The sequence below is a fragment of the Paucibacter sp. TC2R-5 genome, assembly GCF_025717605.1.
GTDB classification, from domain to species: domain Bacteria; phylum Pseudomonadota; class Gammaproteobacteria; order Burkholderiales; family Burkholderiaceae_C; genus Paucibacter_A; species Paucibacter_A albus.
Window position 1 is genome coordinate 472142 of record NZ_JAJIRQ010000003.1, and the last position, 17948, is coordinate 490089.

Here is a 17948-nt window from a genome sequence, read left to right on the forward strand (position 1 = left end):
ATGGCTTTGTCTGTCAATTGCTGAGGTCGGCGGCGTCACCGGTACCGCCGGGCTGACCATCAGAGCCATAGCTGATGATGTCAAATGCGCCATGAGTACCCGGATTGCGATACACATACGCTTGTCCCCAAGGATCGCGCGGTACCGCTTTGCTCAGATAGGGCCCGTTCCATTTCTCGGCACCTTCGGCCGGCTTGACAAACAGCACTGCCAGGCCTTGTTCGGTGCTGGGGTATTGCCGCATGTCCAGGCGATAAGTATCCAGAGCCTTTTCAAATCCCTCTATCTGGGCCCGCGCTATGGTCACTTCCGACTTGCCCAGCTGAGAGAAGTATTTCGGACCCACATAGGCGGCCAACATGCCAATGATCACAATGACCACCAGCAATTCGAGCAGGGTAAAGCCCGCCGTCTTGGCTTGGAGCCCGATCGCCCTAGCGGCGTGACGTGGAGCGCGGTCAAACAATGGCCGCTCCATCATGGAAACATTCAGACTCATGCATTGCTCCGGATAGTTTTGGATGCTCACCATTCGACATTGTCGAAAAGTGACTTGATCTTCTGTGTCCAGCTGTCGAGCTTGGCTTGCTGCTTGAGTTGGGCCGCACGTACCCGGTCCTGTTCCTGCTTGCGCTTCTGAGGTTCGAGCAAAGCTGCTTGATGGGCCTCAATACGCTGCGCAACCACCTGCCGCTGCGCTTCTTCTGCGGCTTGTTGCTGAGCCAAGCGTTGTTGCTCCAACTGTTCACGGTAGGCCTCGACCTTGTTCTCTAGCGTGACCCGCCCCAGACCCGTCACCGGCTCACCTTGCAGGCCAATTGCGCGGCCGGCCCCACCATTCGCGAGCTCCGCCAACAAAGACTCCCCAACCTTGAACAATTGCTCGTTCTTGCTTGAGCTCTCTGTCAAAGCCAGCTCTTTTTTCGCCAGCGTGTCGGCCAGCGCCCTGTTATTCGCTTCGCTCCGACTCAAGAGAGCAGCGGTCTTGCTGAGCGCGCTTTTGCTTTGCTGCAACTCCACTTGGACCTCAGACAAGAGCTGCTCACCCTGCGCCAGCCTCTCGGCAAGTTCAGCCTTTTCAGTCGCCGCTGCGGCCAATTCTTTGGCCGCAGCGGCCCGCTTTCGGTCGGCCACCTCGATATCGCGTTTGCTCTGTTGGAGCTTTTGTTCAGACGCTTTGACTTGCTCGTCCAGCTCGGTTTTCTCTTGGGCCATTTGAGTCTTGGCCTGCTCAGCTTGACGAACACGCTGCTGCAAAACTCTCAGCTGATCTTTGCCGTCCTTGTCGGCAGCAGTCGCAGGCCAAGCGGCAAACAATAGCCCGGCTGACAGCACGGCAAGCAGCGCGGCCCCGAGGTCACGAGCAAATAATGGCAAAGGATGCTGATTCACGTTCTTCACCGACTCAGAAACGGGCATTGAGGTCGAGTTGGAAGGTGTCGACCGAAAGTTTGGTCTGCGTGGGGTTGGCGCGCACGGCCGGCACCAAGGAGTCAAGCAACTGAGACGACATCCAGCGCGCAGTCAACCAGGTGTTCTTGGTCAGGCCGTAGTTGCCGCCCAAGATAAAGCCCTTGTTGTTCGTCCCGCCCAGGCCAAAGTCCGAGTTGGTGAATGCATCCAAGACCGCATCGCTGCCCAGGCGGCGATAGGCCATAGACACGTTCCACTCGTTTGCCACCTTGATGACCGGCGCGCCAAGCTGCGCCCGCAACAAGAAGCCAGTCCCGCTACCGTCCTGCACGTTAAGGCCAGTGCGTGTTTGCATTTCACCCCGCTTGAAGGCGAGGTTACGTACGAAGTCAGCCGTCAAAACAATATGCATCGGATCGAACTGGGCGATATCAACGGTGCCGGTGAGGTTCAACTCGCGGAAGCTCGACGCCAATCCCCAGTTGGTGGCGCTATCGACCAACGGGTTGGCATTGATGCGGAACAAGGTATTGCCGCGCTGACGATAGCCGGAACCATATTCCGAACGCACCACATAGCCAGGGACCGTAGACTTGTCACTGGTGGTCTCCTTGATACCCTCGACCCCGCTGTAGCCATACAGCGCGGCGGCAACTTTCAACTTGTTTTCCTTGACGCCGAACTGCCAGCCCATACCACCTTGCACGGCCAGCAAGTCACGACTCTTGGATTGAGCCGGCACATTGAATGCAAGCGGGAACCAGCCAGCGGTCACAAAGCTGTCCATCAACTGGCCAGCCGGCGCCCTCCAATCCAACACGAAACCTTCGAAATTGAGGTCATCAGCCCACAACAAATCGGTGCCCATGAACGGGTTGCGAACACGACCACCACTCAAGTTCAGGCCGACAAGAGGCTGATACTTTATGAAGGCACGGTCTATCACGACGCCATACTTGTTGAAGAAGCCCGGTGTCTGGCTTGCGCCGGTGGCCATGGTCTGATTGGTCGAGGTGGGGCCAGTGACGCTGCCCGTGCTCAGGAACAAACCGGTTGAAACCGTGTCGGTGACGGCGAAGTTGAAACCCAAGCGGGCGCGCACGCGGCTACGATTCTGCACCTCACTGGTATTGAAATTGGGGTTGGCCCAGATATCAGCGGCGCGTGTCGCATCGGGATTGCCAAAACTGACATCCTTCGCCAAGCTGTTGTCGGATGACGGCCGTATCGTCTCGGCACGCAAGCGCATATCGCCTTCCACCTGGAAGCGGCTGCCGGCCGCTGTCGTGGCAGCCGCTGCGCCGCGCGTTTCTGCCAGCACTTCGGCCTTGATTTCGTCACGCATCTGGACCCGTACCGCCTCGGGCACATAAGGCACCCGCACGATCTTTTTCCCGTCGGCGCCGAGTTCCGCCGGCGGCGACTGCGCCAGCTGAGCGTTGGCTCGGACTTGCGCATCGCGCATCAAGGCATCCGCCTTGTCGCGCGGCAAAACACCCGTCTTGATCAAGGTATCGATCAGACTCAGCACGGTCGCCCGCAACTTCTCCAGATCTTCGCGTTCTTCGCTATGTGCTGCCAATGGCAAGCCGGCCAGAGCGGCGGTCAAGGACAGGACAAGCACGCGCTTGTTATTCATGAAAGATGGGATGCTCATGTTTTTTCTAAGGACAGGTAAGACGTTGATTTCAACCGCCGGTCGTCACTCGCAGACGAATCGGCTGCGGCATATTGGCCGGCAGGCTTTGGGAAAAAGCGGGCAAGGTGGCCAGCGCTTGCGTGATCAACTCGTCGGTCTCGCCGTCGCCGGTACGGCCGACCAACTCAAAGCGGCTGATCGTGCCGGCGGGCAGGACCCATAAGTGCACTTCCGCGGCATAGCGTTTGCGCCGCAAGTTCTCGCGCTTGCTCAGATAGCGCTGCACCTCGCCCTTGGCCAGGTTGGTGTAATTGGTGAAGGGATTGAACATGCCGGTCTTTTCGACCACTGGTCCGGTGCCACCCTTGCCTGCGCCGACTTTGCTGAGGTCTTCACTGGTGACCTTGCCCGAGCTGAACGCGCTAGGTCCATCGCCGGCCGCGCCTTCCATCTTCAATTGCTGGTCGGGCTCTTTGGGCGCCTCGACCTGCTTGACCTGCTCTTCACGCATCACTTGCTTGGGCTCATCTTTTGGAGGCTCAGGCTTCTTTTCAACTTTCGGCGGCGGTGGCGGGGGCGGCGGCGTGTCCGGCAAGATGGTGATCTTGGCGACTTGGCGTTTTTCGCCCTCCGGGCTCTTCAGGCTCTTGACCGCCCACAGGCCGGCCAAGACCAGAAGCACAAAGCCCACGGCCACGGCCGCGCGGATCATCCAGACCCGTGACGGCGCATCATCCAGATGCTCTTCGGCCAAGCCCGTCATGGCAACTCCCTTTGGCAGACCATCATCAGGTCCCGATCCTGGCCGTCACCAGGCCCATGTTGACGCCCAGCTTGTTGCACAGGTCGACGATGGCCACCACGCTGGCGTACTGCGCGCTGGCATCCCCTTTGATCGCGACAGACATTTGTGCGTCAGCCGCCTTGGCCCGCACCAACTGCTGCTCCAACTCCTCAAGGCTGACGCCGACACCGTTGAGCAGCAAGCTGCCATTGGCCACGACCTGAACAATCTTCAGGTCGTGTTTTTCGGTGCTGGGCTTGTTGCTGGGCTTGGGCATGCTGATCGACAGGCCCTGCACCGATGCGGTCGTCATCAAGATAAACACCACCAGCAGCACATAGGCCAGGTCAAGCATGGGCGTGACGTTGATCGTGTCGATGGGTTTGACTTCGTTTTGTACTTGCATGGCTCACTCCAGCTTCTATTGCGGCGCGGCGCGTTTGGTCACGAGACCGATTTCGGTGATGTCGAGCTTCTTGGCAATCTCCAACACTTGCATCACCTTGTCGTACTGCGCCGCGGCGTCGGCCTTCAACACCAGAGGAAACGCTGGATTGGCTGCTTTGTACTGCGCCAATGTGTCACGCAACTGATCCATGCTGGCAGGATAGGCATCCAGATACACGGCACCGTCTGCTGTAATAGTTATGGCGTGAATTTGCGGCTTGGCCAAATTGTTGGCCGCCTGCGTGACGGGTGACTTCACTTTCACGCCTTGCACCGAGGCAGTCGTCAAAATGATGAAGACCACCAACAGCACATAGGCGAGATCCAACATCGGCGTAACGTTGATGTCGTCATAGGGTTGGTTGTCACTTTTGACGTCGGCCGACATGTCGATTCCCCGGCTGACTTAAGTTGCGCCGTGGACTTCGGCCACGCGGGTGATGAACTCGTCGATGAAAATCTGCATATCGGACGAGATGTTCTTGATCATGGCGGCCAGGTAGTTGTAAGCAAACAGCGCTGGAATCGCCACACCAAGGCCCGCCACAGTGGCCAACAAGGCCGAGGCAATACCCGGTGCGATTGCATTGACGTTGACGTCGCCGGCGGCGGCAATCGCGGCGAAGGTGATCATCACGCCGACCACGGTGCCCAGCAGACCCAGGAAAGGCCCGCCCGCAATCGCAATCGTCAGCAGCACCATGTTTGAATTCAATTGCGCGTTCTCGCGCACAAAGTCGGCGTCGACCGAGGCCTTCACCGCATTCATGGCCGGGCCAGTCAAGATCGGGCCATCGGGCTGCCCAATGCTGCGTTTATCCAATTGGAAGACGCCGGCCTTGTAAAGCCGGAACAGCGGCGAATGCTTATGGTCGGCACCATTGGCGAGTGTCAGCAAATCCTTGTCGGCATTCCGAAAGCGTTTGAGGAAGCTGAGGTTGTCTTTGGCTGCGCGGCTGACCAACACCGCCTTGGCGACCGTGACCCAAGCCGCGATCACGAACATGATGCCAAGGATGATGATCACCACCCAGGCGTCGGTGGTCAGGTTCTTGACCAGAATGGCCATATGGCCGCCATGCTCCTCGCCCTCGGCGCTGTCGGCCGACTCTTTTTGCGCGGCCACCAGCTTGCTCTCGGCCCCTTGCGCGCCCGCCGACACCGCCAGCCAATCGGCGCTGCGCAGGTTGCTTGAAACCACCAACTCATCCAGCAGGCCCTGCGCACCATTGCCCACGCGCAGCTCGCTGCCCAGCGAGGGGGTGTCCATATCACCTTGAGCGACCTGCACGCCGGCAACAAACAAGGTCGCCTTGCCTAGGCCCAGACGCATCGCCAGATGGGTCCACTTACCGGCCACCAACTCGCCTCCGGCCAACTCCGTCTTGCCTGAACTGAGCTGCAATTTGCCCTGCTTGACGGCCAGATTCAGCCCGCCCCACTCCAACAAGCCGGCACGCGCCACATCGGTCAATTTGACCCACAAGCTGATGGTCAGCTGATTGCCGCCATCAACAATTGCTTTGTCACTTAAAGGGTAGGTGATCGGCTTGCCATCGAGCTTGGCACTCGCGGCAAGCAGCCCATTGGCATCCACCGCCACGGGATTGACAGGCTTCACACCGCCCTGATGATCGGCGCCGGTGGGGTTCTTATCGCTGAAGTGAAATGCCGCCAAAGTGGCAGCATCGAAACCAGCCGCCGCGACCGAGTCCCCAGGGTCCTTTTCAGCCTTGGCGTTGCCGGCATAGACATAAAACTGATTCTTGTCGCTGCCCGGCAGCACGCTGGGCATCTGCACCCACAACACAGCCAACTCGTTGGCATTGTCAAAGCGCTCGACACTGAATTTAAGCGGTGTTTTGTCATCCGCTGCCAGCACCCGCAAGTCGCTGCCATCTTCCTTGGCGCTCAGGAAATCAAAATTGCCCGAGTGCAAGCGCACCGCCACCGCCACATTGCTGGCAGCCTCCTTGGTCTCCAGACCCTGGGTCGAAGTATTCAGCGTGATGCGGGTACGCTGCGACCAGTCGGCATTCCACCAAGCATGAGCGGCGCCCGGCAGGGCGATGCCGCTGATGGCCAGGGCGAGGCCGAGTATTGCTTTGCGCATAAAAATGATCCTGAATCAGTAAATTGGCTGTGATTGGGTTGACGCGTATTGAGAGCCCGAGGGCGGCCCCTACTTCTTGTTTTTCTTCTTCTCTTCGCAATCGCTACCGGTGCTGTTGCCGTTGGCGTCACGGCATTCCGTCTCGTCTGGCCCGTAGCCGAGTGCATCGACGGTCAGGGCCAAGTTGCCGGCGGCAGCTGAGACAGCGGCCTTGGCCACATCGTCATCTTTTGGCGTGCTATTGGCGGGCGCCGCCACGCTTCCGAGGGATGGTGCGGCCACCGCCACTTGCGCCCCCGTGACCGCACCCGAGGCAGAAATATTGCCGGCATTGAGCACCACCGGTGCGACCACTAGCACCGCGCCGGTAGAGCGCACACCCGCATCACCGGCGTCAAAAATGCCCCGGGGCGCAACCGCAAACACGTCGCTATTGGGTTGATCGTCCCGCGTCTTCAGCGTCGCAATGCCTGAGCCCGCAATCGATCCCGAAACATCCACCTTGATATTGCCGTTAGGGTCAATCGTGATCAAAGGCGGCGGCGCCGAGGATGCGGTCTTGGCGCCGCGACCGGCATCGATATTGCCGGCTTGTGACGCCAAGGTGATGTCGCCACCACCGACGGTGAAGACGCGCCCCTGGTTGACCAGGAAATCATTCTTGACCAAGGCTCGTTCGGCTCCGCCTCGGATCGTGAAGATGCCTTGCTCAGACGCCTTCTTGTTCGCAACACCTTGCGTCAGCCCGGCAAAGACACTGCCTGCCGGCGCCAGCAGATCGATCGCTCCGCCTTGCTCGGTCTTGACCTGGCTGGCAAACAAGGAAATGTCACCGCCCGAAGAGCTAGCCGCGCCAGGCAACAGGCTGGCGATCAAACCATCGAAGACCTTCAGACTGGACTTGATCACCTGATTGTCTTTGTCCTTCTGGCCCAGCTTTGAGGTCTCCACTACGCGAGCAAAGAAACTGGCCTTCAGCGCTTCGGTGTCGCCGCTTGTGAGCGCCTGATTCAGCTGCTTGGCGCTGGCTGCCAATCTGGCGGCCACACCCTGATGAGCAGCCAGAAACTGGGTCTGCTTGTCAATGTCAAGGTCTCTGAACGCCCCCCAAATCAACTCGATTGGAGCAGTTGCGGCCAGCGTCGGTTTGAGCCCGTGCACAAACTTGGCCAGGGCTTCCCGATCTGCCACCGCCGGATTAACAGCCAGGAACTGGGCCTGCTTGTCGCTGTCAAGATCTCTGAATGCCGCCCAAACAAGCTCGCTCGACGCAGCTTCGGCCAGCGTCGGTTTGAAGCCGCGCACAAATTTGGCCAAGGCTTCACGATCGGCTTTCGACTCCACGTCATAGGCCGAACCATAGAGATTGGCCTTGGCGACATAAGCCGCGTAGTCAAGCCGACCGCCGCCCGCCATGACTTGCAAGCCTGCGCCCCCCTCGGGCAGATAGGCGTTCTCCAGATTGCCTCGCGTGACCAAACCATTGGCATTGCCCAAGTCGACATGGCGGCCTGCACTCAGATCCACTTGGCCCGGTCCGGTGAACACATGCGTCACCAAACTGTTCACCGCCGTCGTGCTGTCGACGAAATCGCGCCCGGCGCTCACCCGGGTGACGTCGCTGGCACTGTTCTGCTGGATATTCAGCCCCAGATCTTTGATATCGCGACCTGCCAAGATCTCGGCAGCTTTGGGCAGGCGAATGGTCAATGCAGCCCCGACATCGCCAACAAGATCGCCGGTAGCGGCAATCAAGCGCACCGGCTGGCTATCACCTGCATGTAGCTGGCCGGCCTTGTGAGAAGCAATGCCGTCAGCGTTTTGCCCAGCGACACTGAAGCCTGTCAGCACGCTGAGATCACTGCCCGACAAGATCCGCGGTGCGTCCATTCGGGTCATCGCTTGCGGATCGTTGTCCAGCATGCGGATGGCCCCATTCGCGCCGGTGTTCAATGTCAAGCTTTTAGCCGCGATCAGCTCCAGTTGACCATTGCTGCGCGGCGCTACAACGAAACCATTGTTGGTGGCCAAATTACCGCTGGCCGCCACTGCCTTGAATTCGGCCGGCGCCAGGGAATACAAGCGCTGGAAAGGAATCGACGCGTCGTCCAGCAAATTGCCCACACCATCGACATTGACCGCATCTTTGGCCATGCCTATCGAGGTCTTTGGGGAAGCCAAAGCTGCGATGTCATTCGATAACAAGACATCGCCACCCATGGCGAGCAGATTCACCGCACTACTCGTCCCATAGGTCGAGAAATTGCTGAATTGCGCATAGTTCTTGCGGAATGCAATCGCCTCTGGATACTGACCGGCCGGACTGATGGCCTCCCAACGCGCGTCGAACAGAGGCGTGAACTGTTCCAGCGGGTGCTTGGGATCATCTTTCACCACACCGCTGTTGATGCCGCTTTGTTCGGTCATCATTGGGTTGTAGCTGGCCTCAATGGCCAGGTCCTGCCCCGCAGTCAGCTCGAAACGCGCATCGCCCAAGGCCAGCACCGGCTTCAAAGGCGTTACCGGAATAAGCTGATTGGCCGGGTCCTTGCTCGGGTCGACAAAGCTTGAGCTCGGTCCGCCAGAAATCGAACCCTGCGCCGACAATCGACCCAAGCCTTTTTGCACGTAAAAGGCACCGCCCTGAATAGTCGCGCCGGCCTGCACCAGCAGATCGCCGCCGCCCTGCTCCTGGAGTGCCGCCTGGCCAGCCAGTTTATTCACCGGCATATAGGCGCTGGTCGCCACGCTCGCGGGCAAATCACTGACATTGCGGCCAGCGCGCACGCTCAAATCACCGCCACCGAGGGTGGCCAAGCCCTGATTGAAATAGTCTGGGCGGGCCCACCAGGCGCTGCTCAACTTGCTGCCATCGGCCAGGCTTTCAAACACGGTATTGCCCTCGGCGTCCAACTGACTGCGGCCCTGTCTGAATAACCAGTTATTCACCAGCGGCGACACCGTGCGCGGCAGGAGGACAATGCTGCCAGCCACCGCCGGGGTAATCAGCTTGGTCAGATCATCAACTTCTTGGCCCGTTGTGCGGTCAATCTTCTTTTGATATTCGGCCGCCGTACCCTGATTGCGGTAATACCAATCGGCGCCCAAGTTATGGGGTCCGACCACATCCCGTTCGGCCGCCATCGTGATGGCGCCACCGTCACGGGCAAAGACGGCCGGACTCAATGTGCCGGCCGCAGCACCATAGTGAATATTGAGCTGATTCAGCGGCGCTAAGGCGCTTGCACTCAAGTCGGCCACGCCGCCGGTGTAAATGGTGGCACCGTAAACGCTGACCTTGTAGCGACCTGTGTCATCTCCCGCACCAGGCAACAGCTTGTCGTAAATCAAGGGGGTCCCCTTGGTATCCAGGTCGCTACCGCCCTTGACATAGAACTTGGCCATGTCCAGCGTAACGTCGCGGCCCGAGGCAATGTCGATGCGTCCCGTGCCGGTACGCAGCAAACTGACCGGCGCATCGGTATTCTTCAACGGTGCAGCCGAAGTAGGGCTGCGATCAGCAAAGCCCAGGTGCACATCACCGCGCGTCAAACTTGCGTTTACCGCCATAGGATTGGCTGACGTGAAATCGCCCCCCCCGATCAGACGCAAGCTCGAGGAAGCGGCCGAGTCCAAGGCCCAGTTAGGCATGGACAGCTTGTCATCGGAGGGCTTGACAAAGCCATCACTGATGGAGCCCAAGACATTCAAGTTGCCCGCGGCACGCAGCGTCAGTTCGATCGGCTGGCCTTCAAAGCGCCATTCGTTCAAATTCCAACCCCGGTCTACCGCTTTGGCGGCAAACTCATTCACGGACACGGTCAGATCGCCTGTGTTGTCACCCGCCAGTGAGCGAACTTCGATGCCAGGGCGCAGCTTGACATCGCCCGCCTTCAAACGGTCCAGCACGGCCACTCCTGCGCTGGCGAACCTGCCCGCGTCAAGATACATCTGACCGGTATTACCGGCGTCAAGGTTGCTCGTGCTATCCGCGTTGGCAGAGACCGTGCTCGCTTGATAAACCTTGAAGCCTTCAATCTCGGTCGTACGGCTGTTTTTGATATTCGTCTTCAAACTGGCCACGGCAACATCCTGACCGTTTGCCAGTTGAGGCGCCCGCAAGGTCACGCTGCCATTGCGATCGGCACCATCGACGCCATCGATCACAGCCCTGATACCGGCCACATCAATACTGCCGCCGTCCAAGTGAATGCTCGCGCCCCCGTTCATCGAGCCGGCTGCCGAACCATCGCGGTTGGAGCTGCCGATCACCACCCGGCCGCCATTGCCGACTGATCCCGCATCACCAAGCGGCGTCTTTGTCGCCTTGGCGCGCAAACTGACATCGCCACTCAGGATGACCTGTCCGCGATTGGCGCTGGCATCGGCGTTGGTCGCATACAACTCGATGCTGCCACCCTTGGGGCCTGAGGCGTCGAGCAGGGCGTCACCGCCCAGCAAAATATTGCCGTTGTCGGCGGCGATCAGCAGGCTGCGCGCAATCACCTTGTCTTTACCCTCAAGCCGCACATCGCCCTGAGCGAAGTTGAACTGCCGGGACTCGGTAAATCCCGTTTCATTCAATTTGCGATTGAGTTGCCCGAATTCGCCGCCAGCACCCGCATCTGGCGCATGCATCACAAACTGGCCTTGAGCAGGCAAATCACCGCCGACAAGGGCCGAAGCGTTGCCCTTCAAGGTCCCGTCCAATTGGACCTGCCTGGCGGCGCCCACCAGCAAAGACCCAGCTGCCGCAGCCGTCGCCGAGACATCTAAAGTGGCTGCCGATCCAAGCTTGACCCTGCCGCCTTGCAAGCTGATCGTACCTCCAGGTGTAGCAACCTTTGCACTGCCGAAACCCAAACCTAAACCTGCGCTGGAGATCGTGCCGCTGCGCACATCCAGGATATCGTCCGCACGCATGGCCACCGTACCTGACGGCGCAGTGATCAACGCATTGGATGTGATGTTTGTGCCCACAAAGCTAAGCTTTGCGCCCAGTCCAGGTGCCGCAACCGGCGCCAAGGGATTCGCCACTTGCGCCAAGCGCATATCGCCGCCAGCATTGAATTCGGCATCACTGGCCGCCATGGCACTGAAGCGGCCGGCCGCCATCAGCAGATTGCCTTCGGTAGACAATTGCCCACCATGTCCGGTGGCGAAAATCTGGCTTTGCGCATTCAGCGACACATCGGCAAAGTCGCGCAGCGCAAAGCTCTGGCTACCGATCGCGATGGCCTTGGCCTGCACTGTCAAGCTGCCGGTCTTTTCGGCACCCACGGTCTGAACAGCGGCAGCCCCGTCAAATAGGACGGCACCGGCCATAAAGTTCGCGGTGCCACCGTGGTTTTGCAAGCCAGCAGCCTTGAAGCTGAGCTGATCCAGCGTCGCACTGCCTAGCTGTACATCGCCATACAGGCCAATATTGTTGCCATAGCTATTGAACGACAACTGCGACAAGCTACCGAGGTCGCTCAACTTCTGATTGCTCAACAGCAGGCCGCCGTCTGCAGCCAATCCGCTCGGGAATTGCGAGCCCAGGCTGATGCTGGTAGCCCCGAAACCCAGGGCCCCGCCCCTGGAGACCAACAAGTCGCCATCCAAGCTGATTCGTGCAGCGTCAAAGTAGGCAGAGCCGGCTGCAGCTACCGTCGAACCCGAGGCCAAATTGATGCTGCTCTTGCCACTCTGGCCTGAGCTACTGGTGACTTGTACCGCACCGGCGCCGCTTGCGCGCAGCAAGGCTGAAGACCCGCTGACAGTCAAGTCTTGAGGCGCGCGCTCCGGCGCTGTGCTGGCTTGCAGTGAGGCTCCCACATTCAGGTTGATCGCCTGATTTGCGCTCAGCAAGATATCCGAGCCTAGCAATGGATGCTGGGCATCGTTGTCCAATGTCACATTGGTTGCGCCGACATTCAAATTCAGTCCATTCGGGCCAGCGTTGCGCAGGCCGCCAAGCAGCAGACTGTCAGCGCCCAAATCGTTCAGTTTGCCGGCGACCAACCTGACGCCATTGCGAGCACCAACGCCGGCGATCGACACCACCTCAATATCCGGCGCTGAAATATCTGCAATACCAGCGCGACCGCCGTCCGCCTTGCCCAACAAAATTCGACTGTCAAAGTTCAGCGCGGTGCCTGTCAGGCCATTGCTCTCGAACATCAGATGCCCGCCATCGACCGGCAATTCGGGCACCGCCAGGCCATTTGCGAGCGCCTTGGCCTTGAAGTAACTGCTGGCATCGAAGGCGTCAAACGCTGACTTGCTGCGCACCACCTTTCCTGATGACAGCACAAAGCCCTGGGAGCGACTATTCGCCGCCGATGACAGCTTGCCCGCGACCAACATCGATCCGTCGGCGAGCGTGGTGTTATTGCTCGCCAACATGTCGCGGCTGCTGCTTGCCGCTTGGCTAACGCTATACCCCCCCGGAAGCAGCGCGTAATGTGCCGGCAACAAGGTGTAGTAGCCGGCCGGCAGGCCCGGGCTGGCCGATAGATAGATGCGATCGCCCGCTTGCAGCCCGCCGTCTCCATAGCTGGCATCAATAGGGGCGACCGAGCCGCTGAAGTTCGGATTAATGGCAAAGGTCTTGCTTGAATCCAGCACATCTTTGGAGCCGCCCTTGCCGGGCGTGAAGCCATAGGCGTAGAGCGAGCCGCCGCCCGACAAATCAAGCAAAGCGCCACGCGAGGCATTGATGGCCGTGGCATGCGAGGCGATGGCCTTGGACGGCAAGACGCGGTCGGTCGCGTAGGCGCTGGCACCTTGCGGGTTCTGCTTCAAGCTCACCACGGTGCCGTCGGCCAAGACCGCATCCCAGCTGCTGGCATTGGGCACACTGCCATTGTTCACCGAGCCCAGTGGCACCACACCGACACCGGCCACCGACGTGACACTGCCGTCCCGGTATTCCAAGTCCTGGGTCAAGACAGGGTCAAAGCCCGCATCCAGATTGCCCAGGCTAATGCTGCCAAACGGCGCCACCAGGCGACCCGCCTGGATGATGTGCGTCGCGATCGCACTCACACTGCCACCGGCAGACAAAACAGCCGGTGCACTATTGCCAGCTTTGTTGCTGGAGGCAAAAGTCAGCGTACCCGATTCCCGCTCGCCCAAGACCGGAGCTACCTTCAACATGAAGTCACTCAAGGTGGTCGGATAGGTTTGTGCGCTGCTCAAGCTGAGTTGGCCGGCCATCGTGAGGCTGCCGCTGACATAGCCGGCCGCCTGCTTCATGCCAGTCAGGCGAATGTCCTCGCGGGCCACCAAATCGGCCGAATGAAATCCCTGCAAAGCGCTATTGCCTATCAGGTCTATCGTGCCGGCGCTGACCTTCAAAAAGGCGTTGCCGCTGATGGGATCAACCGGCTTGAGCGCCGTTCTGTCGATTTTCTTGATATCGTCGGCCGCTTGGGTGACGACTTGCTGCAGCGGGAGCAGGGGCTGTTGGCGGTTGAGTTCGGTGCTGCCCAATTGAACAAATGCCGCATTCAGGTTCAAAGAATAGCCGGCCGGCAACGTAGCCGAAGTCAGATCAATATTGCGGTCAGCCAATAGATTGGGCGCATTCAAAACCAATGAATCCGCTGCCGACAAGCTCAATGAAGCTCTGCCCAGATCAAAGTTCAAGGTGTCACTGCTCTTGAAATTGAGCCGGCCAAAGCCACCCGCAGAAAAACTGCTCGCCGTGATCCAGCCCTGATTGATCAAGCGCGAATTGCTGCCGCTGCTGCCAGTGCCAAGCAAATGATTTTTGGCGTCGAAAATCGGCTGTCCAGCAACCAGCACCGTCGGCACAACGCCGCTGGCCGGGGCTTTTGAAGACAAGGTCAGTTGAACCGGAAAGTAATCCGTGGTGACGAAGGCCGTAGGTTTGCCACTGCCGTCCGGCCGCGTCGACACTGTTCTCTCCTCGCTGCCCTCACCTTCCAACGCAACGGTCAAGGATCCGCCTCGGCTATTGGCCCCGCCGGCAGAACCGGACAGCGAGCCATCGAACAGCAATCCGCTGCTGGCACGCATATCGATACGCCCGCCGGCGCTGGAAACAAGCTCGGGCGATGTCACTGCGCCGGCGGCTCTGAACGATAGGTCGCGGGCGCTGATGCCGTCGACGCTGAGCTCCGCACCCTTCTCGGCCACGATATAGCCATTCAAAGCCGAGAATATGCCTCCATCCTTGACGCTACCAATGGTGATACTGCCACCCGCGAGCAAATCACCGCTGCTGATGCCATCACCACCGGTAAACAGGCGCTCCCGGCTGCCATTCGCCAACAGCTTGGCTTTGGGCCCGAGCCATACATAGCTATCAGTCGCACTGCTCTGGTCCAGCAACAGTGAAATTTGGCCTGCTGGCGCATTCAAAGTCCCCTGCACCTTGATGCCCTGCCCGGCCAAAAGGCCCAGCTTGGCTGCCGGGTCCATTAGCACTTGCGCGCCGGCATCGACCGAGATCAGGCCGGTGCTGAACGGTTTCTGGCTGAGGTTGAAATCCGCACGCAGCGACAGGTCGGTGCTGGGCCTGACAGCACCCGCACTTGCCAAGTCCAGCAATACCGGCGCCGCGACGCGGCTCATGGCGGCCGATGGCAGTTCACTGGCGGCCGATGCAAGCTGCCAGCTGAGCGCTTTCGGGCTGATCACATTGCCTGCCAAGACGGTCAGATTGCCATGGGCAATCAGGCTGTAATTGCTAAACCCACCCTGTTGAAAGAATTCTGGAGACAGGGATACATCGTCGCCGGAGATATTGCTCTGACCCTTGCCTAGCCAGATATTGCGGCCCAACAAACTCAAGGAACCACCGCTCGCGAAACCATAAGCGCTGAGTTTCAGATCCGAACCCAGTCGCAAGATCTGCGTGCCCTTGACCTTGGGGTCGCCAAAGGCAATCGAGCCTGCCGATCCTTGACGCAGGATGCCGGCCTTGTTCATCCAAGCGCCGGCCGAAACGTCGACACTGAACTTATTGCCGACCACCAACAAATTGTCTGCAGTGCTGCTGAATGTGCCGCCCTTGAGCAAGAGTGGCGTCATGGGATTGCCGGCCGCATCAAGCGCTGGCGCCGTAGCGGCCAAATCATTGGTCCAGCGGCCAGCCAGATCTACGCTCACACCTTCGGCCAATTTCAAAGCGCCGGAAGCCTCCAGACTCAGAGAGCCGCCAGGGCTTGTGACGCCGGCATTCAGGCCAACATCACCGCCCTTGACCAAAGCACCACCAATGATCAGATTGGATTGCTTGGCGCTCAGTGCCAGACTGCCGCCCGGCGCCAATTGGACAGGCTTGGCGACCTCCGCATTGCCCAAAGTAGCCGCCGAGAAACGCGAAAAACCAGCCTTGCCCAAGGCCGCCAAGTCAAGATCGAATTCGGTCGTCAGCAGCCGCTGATCCGCCTGACCGAGGTCAAAGGCCTGGCCAGCTACGGGGGCTTGTGCCGCCAACGTGGCCTGACCTCCCACCACCAACTTGCCATAAAGGCCGGTGTCGCCGCTTGCCTTGATCTGCAACTGCCCACCCTGCGGGTAAGCTTTGGGGCTGGGCTCGCGTTCATAGTTGACAACAACCGTGGCATTCGGGTCGACGCGCAGATCAGCTTTGACGCTTGGGTCGCGTTGATAGATACCGACCTGCGTCTTGCCACTGAGTTCGCCTTGTTGCACCAGAATCGGCGCATTGAAGCTGACCGTACCGGCACTGCTGCCGCGCCGGTAGCCGGCTTCATAACTGGCCTGGCTGTCGGTCTGCCGAATGATGCCGGTATAGAGCGTGCCGGCCGCAGCCGAGCCGATGTCAACCAACTTGTCATTCAGCAGCATTTGGCTGGTGTTGACATAGCCGGGCAGATAGTCGACGTAGCCGCCATCCACATTGATCTTGCTACCGGGCCGCTGAATGATCGCACTGCCGGCGCTAAGGCTGACGGTGCCGCCGCCAGCATTGACCTCACCCAGGCTTTGATTGACCAGGCCAAGCCACCCTGACACATTGGCGATACCCGTGCCCTTGCGGATATCGATATAGGCCTTGCTTGCATACAAGGGCGAATCGCGCAGCACGACGTTGTCGGCCAATTCGGTGCCGCGCAGATCGACCTCGATGACATTGCTGGCCATAGCCAACTTCGTGCCACTGCTGCCGGACACATCGATCACGCTGCCCGGCGCCAAATCCACGCGCACTTGCTCGGCCCTGGGGTCAAGCACGCCGCCAGGATCGTTCGGATTGGGGTTGAGCAGGCGGGCGGTCAGCGCCACATCGCCGCCCGGCGCCACGATGGCCGCGTTGGCCTCGACCCGGATGTCCAAACCATCGATCTTGACGCTGGACTTGTTGAACTTTGTCGCGGCGGTAATGCCCGCGCCGTCGCTGCCATCCGCCAAGACCTGCGTGACGCTGCCGGCACCCATGACCAGCGGGCCGGTACGCGAGGCCGCATAGTCCACGCCATTGCTGCTCAATACCGCTTGATCGCGCGCCAACAGGTAAATCGAGCCATTCAAATTGACCGAGGTGCTGGCCGACACCATGCCTTTTTGGTTGACCGCGTAACCGATCATCGTGGCGTTGCCGCGGCCCACATTGATCGTGCCGCTGCTGCCATTGACGACCGCCCGGTCGCCCAACTCCGGCGTGCCCTTCAAATCATCATTGGCAACCTCGACCAAGAGGCCGCGCAAGCTGGTACCGGTATCAGTCGTCTTGGGCGCCGCCAAATAGACCTTGCTGCCTGCCGCCAGCATCACCTGACCATCGGGCGCGCTCAAGCTGCCGCTATTACTGACTTGCGGGCCCGCCAGCATCAACAAACCACCTTTGGTTGCCGTCAACGCCGCACCATCCTCGGTCACCACCGCGCCCGCCACTCGGCCACGGCTGGCGTCCATCGCCAACACCGGCGCAGCACTGGGCTGCAACAGGCCCAAGGTGACGCGGTTCTCGTCAAACTTCAGGCTACTCGCGATCAGGCTGTTGACATTGACCGTGCCACCCTTGCCAAAGACGATGCCGTTCGGGTTGTAAAGATAGACCCGGCCAGTTGCAGTCATCACCCCCTCGATGACGGTCTTGTCCTGGAACGCCCCACCCTCAACCTTGTTCAGCAATACGGCGTTAGCCGAGGGCTGAACGATGTCGAGGCGGGCCTTGGCGCCAATGTCAAAGCTCTTCCAATCGACGATGTTGACGGCATCTTTTTGCGTCAGGGTCTTGGTGCTAACACCTGCATTCACCGTCACCGATGAAAGGACGACCGGTGTGCCGGTCTTCTGAGTATTCCCCAAGGGCAAGGCATTGACGGGAACTTTGGGCAGGGTCTGCGCCACAGCCTGCGTACAGGGCAGCAAATTTGCCGCCATCAAAACGGCCACACTGGCCAAGCCAAACAGGCGAACCCGGTCAGCCAGTTGCTGAACTTGCTGCTTCCTGGCCGCCCGGCGGCCGCGTAAGCACTGGCGCAAGGTCGCCGCCGCTTTGCGGCGCGAAATGCGACCTGATGGCAGCATAGCGGGCAGCACGAAAGGCAGGAAAGATCTGACGTCCATGG

At 59.7% G+C, this 17948-nt stretch carries 8 protein-coding genes; all 8 read right to left on the minus strand.

What is annotated here, in order from left to right:
• Positions 1 to 13: 13 nt before the first annotated feature.
• Positions 14 to 481 carry a type II secretion system major pseudopilin GspG gene (gene gspG, locus LNV08_RS09140; protein ID WP_414858712.1) on the minus strand — a complete coding sequence of 156 codons (468 nt, stop codon included), beginning with the start codon at positions 479 to 481 and terminating at the stop codon, positions 14 to 16.
• 44 nt (positions 482 to 525) lie between these two features.
• Positions 526 to 1377 (minus strand): hypothetical protein, encoded by an 852-nt coding sequence (locus LNV08_RS09145; protein ID WP_263533378.1) that lies wholly within the window; start codon positions 1375 to 1377, stop codon positions 526 to 528.
• A gap of 28 nt (positions 1378 to 1405) precedes the next feature.
• Positions 1406 to 3070 carry a putative porin gene (locus tag LNV08_RS09150; RefSeq protein ID WP_263533379.1) on the minus strand — a complete coding sequence of 555 codons (1665 nt, stop codon included), beginning with the start codon at positions 3068 to 3070 and terminating at the stop codon, positions 1406 to 1408.
• A gap of 31 nt (positions 3071 to 3101) precedes the next feature.
• Positions 3102 to 3815 carry a hypothetical protein gene (locus LNV08_RS09155; RefSeq protein ID WP_263533380.1) on the minus strand — a complete coding sequence of 238 codons (714 nt, stop codon included), beginning with the start codon at positions 3813 to 3815 and terminating at the stop codon, positions 3102 to 3104.
• Between the two features lie 25 nt (positions 3816 to 3840).
• Positions 3841 to 4242 (minus strand): ExbD/TolR family protein, encoded by a 402-nt coding sequence (locus tag LNV08_RS09160; RefSeq protein WP_263533381.1) that lies wholly within the window; start codon positions 4240 to 4242, stop codon positions 3841 to 3843.
• Between the two features lie 15 nt (positions 4243 to 4257).
• The gene (locus tag LNV08_RS09165) at positions 4258 to 4671 is read right to left on the minus strand and encodes an ExbD/TolR family protein (RefSeq protein ID WP_263533382.1); all 414 of its coding nucleotides are present in this window, start codon (positions 4669 to 4671) and stop codon (positions 4258 to 4260) included.
• Between the two features lie 18 nt (positions 4672 to 4689).
• The gene (locus LNV08_RS09170) at positions 4690 to 6396 is read right to left on the minus strand and encodes a DUF2341 domain-containing protein (RefSeq protein WP_263533383.1); all 1707 of its coding nucleotides are present in this window, start codon (positions 6394 to 6396) and stop codon (positions 4690 to 4692) included.
• A gap of 69 nt (positions 6397 to 6465) precedes the next feature.
• Positions 6466 to 17946, minus strand: coding sequence for a filamentous haemagglutinin family protein (locus tag LNV08_RS09175; RefSeq protein ID WP_263533384.1), 11481 nt, complete (start codon positions 17944 to 17946; stop codon positions 6466 to 6468).
• Positions 17947 to 17948 lie beyond the last annotated feature (2 nt).

Bases quoted from the DNA above. Each gene is read 5' to 3' on its own strand.
- gspG (WP_414858712.1), bottom strand. From the start codon at position 481: ATGATGGAGCGGCCATTGTTTGACCGCGCTCCACGTCACGCCGCTAGG.
- LNV08_RS09150 (WP_263533379.1), bottom strand. From the start codon at position 3,070: ATGAGCATCCCATCTTTCATGAATAACAAGCGCGTGCTTGTCCTGTCC.
- LNV08_RS09155 (WP_263533380.1), bottom strand. From the start codon at position 3,815: ATGACGGGCTTGGCCGAAGAGCATCTGGATGATGCGCCGTCACGGGTC.
- LNV08_RS09160 (WP_263533381.1), bottom strand. From the start codon at position 4,242: ATGCAAGTACAAAACGAAGTCAAACCCATCGACACGATCAACGTCACG.
- LNV08_RS09165 (WP_263533382.1), bottom strand. From the start codon at position 4,671: ATGTCGGCCGACGTCAAAAGTGACAACCAACCCTATGACGACATCAAC.
- LNV08_RS09170 (WP_263533383.1), bottom strand. From the start codon at position 6,396: ATGCGCAAAGCAATACTCGGCCTCGCCCTGGCCATCAGCGGCATCGCC.
- LNV08_RS09175 (WP_263533384.1), bottom strand. From the start codon at position 17,946: ATGGACGTCAGATCTTTCCTGCCTTTCGTGCTGCCCGCTATGCTGCCA.